6 protein-coding genes and 2 tRNA genes are annotated in these 5,707 nt (G+C 68.0%); 5 read left to right on the top strand and 3 right to left on the bottom strand.

Translation table 11 applies throughout. The features are described from left to right. Nucleotides 1-56 precede the first annotated feature (56 nt). Nucleotides 57-145: transfer RNA gene (locus Q4F73_RS11015), tRNA-Ser, on the bottom strand. A gap of 80 nt (nucleotides 146-225) precedes the next feature. Between Q4F73_RS11015 and hisC the strand changes: the two genes are divergently transcribed. Both hisC and Q4F73_RS11005 read left to right on the top strand, forming a co-directional pair. Beyond that, nucleotides 226-1,248, top strand: a complete 1,023-nt coding sequence (gene hisC / locus Q4F73_RS11010; RefSeq protein WP_303359392.1) for a histidinol-phosphate transaminase — start codon at nucleotides 226-228, stop codon at nucleotides 1,246-1,248. A gap of 3 nt (nucleotides 1,249-1,251) precedes the next feature. After that, a complete protein-coding gene (locus Q4F73_RS11005; protein WP_303359391.1) occupies nucleotides 1,252-1,629 on the top strand; it encodes a phage holin family protein in 378 nt (125 codons plus the stop codon). A 60-nt stretch (nucleotides 1,630-1,689) separates the two neighbouring features. Here Q4F73_RS11005 and Q4F73_RS11000 read toward each other — a convergent pair. After that, nucleotides 1,690-1,774, bottom strand: a tRNA-Ser gene (locus Q4F73_RS11000). A gap of 61 nt (nucleotides 1,775-1,835) precedes the next feature. Between Q4F73_RS11000 and Q4F73_RS10995 the strand changes: the two genes are divergently transcribed. Continuing rightward, nucleotides 1,836-2,792: an NAD(P)H-quinone oxidoreductase gene (locus tag Q4F73_RS10995; RefSeq protein ID WP_303359390.1), complete on the top strand. Its 957-nt coding sequence runs from the start codon at nucleotides 1,836-1,838 to the stop codon at nucleotides 2,790-2,792. A gap of 5 nt (nucleotides 2,793-2,797) precedes the next feature. On the opposite strand, the gene Q4F73_RS10990 is transcribed toward Q4F73_RS10995, so the two are convergent. Further along, nucleotides 2,798-4,000 (bottom strand): aminotransferase class V-fold PLP-dependent enzyme, encoded by a 1,203-nt coding sequence (locus tag Q4F73_RS10990; protein ID WP_303359389.1) that lies wholly within the window; start codon nucleotides 3,998-4,000, stop codon nucleotides 2,798-2,800. Between the two features lie 213 nt (nucleotides 4,001-4,213). On the opposite strand from Q4F73_RS10990, the gene Q4F73_RS10985 reads away from it, so the two are divergent. Beyond that, the gene (locus Q4F73_RS10985; protein ID WP_303359388.1) at nucleotides 4,214-5,113 is read left to right on the top strand and encodes an ABC transporter permease; all 900 of its coding nucleotides are present in this window, start codon (nucleotides 4,214-4,216) and stop codon (nucleotides 5,111-5,113) included. A gap of 10 nt (nucleotides 5,114-5,123) precedes the next feature. Next, on the top strand, nucleotides 5,124-5,707 hold a 584-nt coding region (locus Q4F73_RS10980; RefSeq protein WP_303359387.1), incomplete at its 3' end, for an ABC transporter ATP-binding protein.

The raw sequence follows: 5,707 nt of genomic DNA, 5'->3' as shown, positions 1-5,707 counted from the left end.
AACCCCCAACCTTCTGATCCGTAGTCAGATGCTCTATCCGTTGAGCTACGGGCGCGCGGAGACGAGAGGATTCGAACCTCCGGCCCGCCGCAAAGCAGGCAACTCCTTAGCAGGGAGCCCCATTCGGCCACTCTGGCACGTCTCCAGCCGCACACCTAAAAGGTGCAACTGCAGGAATCCTACCCGTCGGACGCCAGCAGAGCCAAACCGCCTAGAATCAGCCGCATGATCCGCCCTGACCTCGCCGCCCTGCCCTCCTACGTTCCCGGAAAGCGCCAGCCCGACGCGCTCAAGCTCTCCTCGAACGAGGTGGCCACCGCTCCCCTGCCCGCGGCGGTGGAGGCGATGACCGAGGCGGCCCGCAACGCGAACCGCTACCCGGACATGTTCGCCACGGATCTCCGACTGGCGCTCGCCGAGCATCTCGAGCTCGCTCCGGAACAGGTCGCGGTCGGGTGCGGCTCCTCCGCCCTGTGCCAGCAGCTGGTGCAGATCACCGCCGGACCCGGCGATGAGGTCATCTTCGCGTGGCGCAGTTTCGAGGCGTACCCGATCTTCGCCCAGATCGTCGGCGCGACCCCGGTTCCGGTCCCGCTTCTCCCAGACGGCCGCCACGACCTCGACACCATGGCCGACTCCATCACCGAGCGCACGAGGCTCATGTTCCTGTGCAACCCCAACAATCCCTCCGGCGCGGTGATCACGGAGACCGAGTTCCACGCCTTCATGGCCCGCGTTCCGCAGGATGTGCTCGTCGGGCTCGACGAGGCCTACTTCGAGTACAACCGGGCGGACGACACCGTGATCGGCACCGAGGCGATCGCGCAGTACCCCAACGTGGTGGGCCTGCGGACGTTCTCCAAGGCCTACGGCCTGGCCGGGGTGCGGGTGGGATACGCGTTCGGCCCTGCCGCCATCATCGCCGCCCTGAACAAGGTCTGCATCCCCTTCGGGGTCAGCGCCGTCGCCCAGGCGGGAGCGGTCGCCAGCCTGGGCAGCGCCGATGAGCTGCTGGAACGCACCGAGGAGACCGTGGCACAGCGTGACCGCGTCGCCGCCGCCCTGGGGACCCACCGCAGCCAGGCCAACTTCGTCTGGCTGCCGGGGGTGGATTCGCTGGAGATCGCCGAGCGTCTCGCCACCCAGGGCGTGCTCGTGCGCGCCTTCCCGGAGGGTGTGCGTATCACCGTGACCACCGAGGACGAGGCCGACCAACTGCTGGCGGCCTGGGAGAAGGTCGGGCTGTAGATCATGATCCGTTTCCTGCTGAGCATCATCACCACGGCGATCGCGCTGTACTTCGTCACCCGCATCGTGCCGGGAATCTCGATCCACCCCGAGGATGACCCGTGGGCTTTCATCTGGGTGGCCGTGCTCTTCATGGCGGTCAACGCCATTGTCGGTCCGGTCGTCCACGCCCTGGGCGCCCCGTTGACGGTGCTCACGCTCGGCATTTTCGTGCTGGTGATCAACGCCGTGCTGTTCATGATCACCGGCTGGCTGTCCGACGCACTGGGGCTGGGCCTGCAGGTCGACGGATTCTTGGCGGCGCTGGCGGGGGCTGTCGTCATGGGTGTGGCCACGTGGGTGATGGGTTTGATCACGAGCATGGTCGCACCGCGGCGCTGAACCTGACACAGACAATGCCGCGGGACATACCGTGAGGTATGCCCCGCGGCATCACAGCTGCGGAGACGGCGGGATTTGAACCCGCGGAGGTGTGACCCTCGCTGGTTTTCAAGACCAGTGCATTCGGCCGCTCTGCCACGTCTCCATGCCCGGATCACCTTACCCGAGCCACCCCTGCCCCTGGAATTTCCCTACCCTGGGGTGCCATGAAGGCTATTCAGTTGACCAATCCGGACGATCCCCGCTCCCTGGAGCTCCTCGACACCGACACCCCGCAGCTCAAGGACGGTGAGGTGCTGGTCAAGGTCCACGCCGCCGGTGTCAACCGCGCCGACCTGCTGCAGGCCGCCGGCAAGTACCCGCCGCCGCCGGGCGCGTCGGAGATCATCGGCCTGGAGTGCGCCGGAGTCATCGAGGACCCGGGCACCACCGGCCGCGAGCAGGGCGAGGAGGTCGCCTGCCTGCTGTCCGGCGGCGCCTACGCCGAGTACGTCGCCGTGCCGGAGGGCCAGCTCCTGCCCATACCGGAGGGCTACTCCCTGACGGAGGCCGCCGCAGTGGTGGAGGTCGCCTGCACCGTGTGGTCGAACCTGGGCATGCTCGCCGGCCTGCGCGAGGGCCAGACGGTGCTGCTCCACGGCGGTGCGGGTGGCATCGGCACCTTCGCCATCCAGCTGTGCAAGCAGCTCGGCGCAACGGTCGCGGTGACGGCGGGCAGCGCGGAGAAGCTCGAGACCTGCCGGGAGCTGGGGGCGGACATCCTCATCAACTACCGCGAGCAGGATTTCTCGGAGGAGCTCAAGGGCCGCTGCGATGTCATCCTCGACATCATGGGCGCGAAGTACCTCAAGCAGAACCTGCGCGCCCTCAACGAGGACGGCCAGCTCGTCATCATCGGCATGCAGGGCGGTGTGAAAACGGAGATCAACCTCGGCGCCCTGCTTCCGCGCCGCCTGTCCATCCGCGGCACGACGCTGCGCGCCCGCTCCCGGGAGGGCAAGGCGGAGGTCGTGCGTTCCACGATCGAGAACGTGTGGCCCCTGCTTGACGACGCCCGCGTCACCCACCACATCCACGCCACCTTCCCGCTGGCCGAGGCGGCAGCGGCCCACGAGCTGCTCGATTCCGGCGAAGTCACCGGAAAAATCGTGCTGGAGGCCTGATCCGCTCAGGCCAGTGACGCGACGACCCGGGTGAGGTGCTCGAGGTCGTGGCGGGTGGTCACGGGGCTCAGGGACACGGTCACCGCCCCGCCGACCTCGTCCACCCCCATGTCCGCTGCCAGTGCGGAGTCCGGCAGCACGGTCGTCACCAGGCCGTTGTCCAGCAGTCTCTGGTGCACGGTGGTGGCGGGCACGCCCCGGACCGCGAAGCTCAGGCGGGGGATGCGGTCGCCCTGCCCACCGTCACCGGCTTCCCCGGAGACACCGAGGATGTGCACCGCGGACAACGGGTGGAGCAGGTGCAGCAGCTCCCGGGTCAGGGCCGACAGGTACTCGGACAGCTGGCCCATGGAGTGCTGCAGGCGGGTCCGCCGCGTGCCGCCGGATTCCGCCAGGTCAGCCAGGTGGTCCACCACTGCCGGGACTCCACCGGCCAGGCCCGGCGCCACCGTCATCTCCCCCAGCGGGTCGATGCGGCGGAACATCGCGGTGTCCCGGAACACCAGGGCCGCGACCTGCGGACCGCCGATCTGGGCGACGTCGAGGGCGACGATGTCCGCGTCCCACTCCGCCACGTCGAGGGGGCGGTAAGGGAGGTAGGCGCTGGCGTCGACAAGCACCCACGCCCGGGAGCGGGACCGGGTGTGCTCGACGATCTCGCCGACCGGAGCGACGGTTCCCAGGCGGGAATGCGCCGCCGACAGGGCCACGAGGCGGGTCGAGCCGTCGACCAGCTGGCGGTACTGGGAGGCCGGCAAGGTCGCCGTACCCAGATCGGGGTGTGCCCGACGAACCGTCCCACCGAGCTCGACGAAAGGCCCGGTCAGCGTCGTATCATCCAGACCGGAAAGCACCACCGAGGAGGTGCGTCGCAGCAGCGGGCGCATGGCCCTGGCCAACCGCTGGTAGAGAAGGGACAGGTCAGAGCCCAGAATCACCCGGTCCGGTGTCGCGCAGCAGAGGTCGGCGACGGCGAGGCGGGCGTCGTCGATAAGCGCATCCCCCTGGAGCCGACCGGGTGCATGCACCCGCGAATGAGAACCCGTGGGGGCCTCCACCTCGACCATGGCACTCGCCAGCCGAAACGACCGCGCCACCGCCGCCGAGACCCGTTCCGGGACCTGCGGGCACTGGTGCGCGTTGAGGTAGGTCCATCCATCGCCGAGGGACAGATACTGCCCCCGCACCTTGGCGACGTCATAGACCATTCCACCTTCTCCTTTCGACACGTCCGTCCAGTATGCCCCTTCCAGGCCGCGGAGGCACCATCGCCCCCGCCCTGGGCAATAACCCCCGTAACCCCAGGTGAGAGGCCCTGTGCCTACCCCGCAGCGTAGCCGATCTCACACCGAATTCACAGACGGCGACGCGACCGGTGCGCGATGCCCACCAACGGCGCACACGGGGATAGGGTGGTCTGTGTGCAGGAACCATCCCCGATCCGAGAACAGCTGCGTGCCGACGTCGCCCGCATGACCACCAGCGCCGTCACCGACCCGCCGGCCTCCCAGTCCCAGACCTTCGCCGCCGCCTGGCGCGATCTGGTCCGCGGATTCCGGCAGCACGAACTGTGGCTCCAGCTCGGCTGGCAGGACATCAAACAGCGCTACCGCCGCTCCACACTGGGCCCGCTGTGGATCACCATCGCGACCGGTGTTATGGCGCTCGCCCTCGGCCTGCTGTACTCGATGCTCTTCCAGATCCCGCTGGCGGATTTCCTGCCGCACGTCACCGTCGGCCTCATCATGTGGGGCTTCATCTCCGGGTGCATCAAGGACGGCGCGGAGATCTTCATCGACAACGAGGGCCTGATCAAGCAGCTCCCCTCGGCGCTGAGCGTGCACGTCTACCGCCTGGTGTGGCGCCAGGCCCTGTTCCTGGCGCACAACCTGGTCATCTGGGCGGTGCTCATGATGATCTTCCCCCGCCCCCTGGGGTGGGACCTGCTGCTGACGATCCCGGCGATGGCGCTGCTTGTCATCAACGGCGTGTGGGTGACCATGTTCTTCGGCATCGTGGCCACCCGTTACCGCGATGTCGCCCCGCTGCTCGAGGCCATGGTGCAGCTGCTCTTCTACGTCACGCCCATCGTGTGGACCACCCAGACCCTCAAGGAGCAGGGCGGGGACATCGCCCAGCGGGCACTGCTGGCGGAGATCAACCCGCTGTTCCACTACATGGAGATCATCCGCGCGCCCATGATCGGCCAGCCCCTGGCCGCCTACCACTGGTGGATCGTCCTGGCGTGTACCGCCGTCGGCCTCGTGCTCTCGCTGCTGGCGATGAAGCAGTGGCGTTTCCGCGTGAGCTACTGGGTCTAGGAGGACTTCCATGGTTTCCATCGACACCTACAACGCATGCGTCGACTTCCCCATCTTCGATGCCAAGTCACGCTCCATGAAGAAGGCCTTCCTGGCCACCGCCGGCGGCGCCATCGGCCGCAACTCGGACAACACCGTCGTCGTCGAGGCGCTCAAGGACATCAATCTGCACCTGCGCGAGGGCGACCGTGTGGGCCTGGTCGGCCACAACGGCGCCGGCAAGTCCACGCTCCTGCGACTGCTCTCGGGCATCTACGAGCCCACCCGCGGCTCCGCGCACATCCGCGGCCGCGTGGCACCCGTCTTCGACCTGGGCGTGGGCATGGACCCGGAGATCTCCGGTTACGAGAACATCATCATCCGCGGCCTCTTCCTCGGCCAGACCCGCAAGCAGATGAAGGCGAAGATCGACGAGATCGCCGAATTCTCCGAGCTCGGCGAGTACCTCAACATGCCGCTGCGCACCTACTCCACCGGCATGCGCGTGCGCCTGGCCCTCGGCGTGGTCACCTCCATCGAGCCCGAGATCCTGCTTCTCGACGAAGGCATCGGCGCCGTCGACGCCGCCTTCATGGCCAAGGCCCGCGTCCGCCT

This window comes from Corynebacterium sp. (genome assembly GCF_030535495.1).
Lineage (GTDB): Bacteria > Actinomycetota > Actinomycetes > Mycobacteriales > Mycobacteriaceae > Corynebacterium.
Note: the sequence above shows the minus strand (reverse complement) of the source record. Positions and strands in the feature narration are given on the sequence as shown.

Bases quoted from the DNA above. Each gene is read 5' to 3' on its own strand.
- hisC (WP_303359392.1), top strand. From the start codon at position 226: ATGATCCGCCCTGACCTCGCCGCCCTGCCCTCCTACGTTCCCGGAAAG.
- Q4F73_RS11005 (WP_303359391.1), top strand. From the start codon at position 1,252: ATGATCCGTTTCCTGCTGAGCATCATCACCACGGCGATCGCGCTGTAC.
- Q4F73_RS10995 (WP_303359390.1), top strand. From the start codon at position 1,836: ATGAAGGCTATTCAGTTGACCAATCCGGACGATCCCCGCTCCCTGGAG.
- Q4F73_RS10990 (WP_303359389.1), bottom strand. From the start codon at position 4,000: ATGGTCTATGACGTCGCCAAGGTGCGGGGGCAGTATCTGTCCCTCGGC.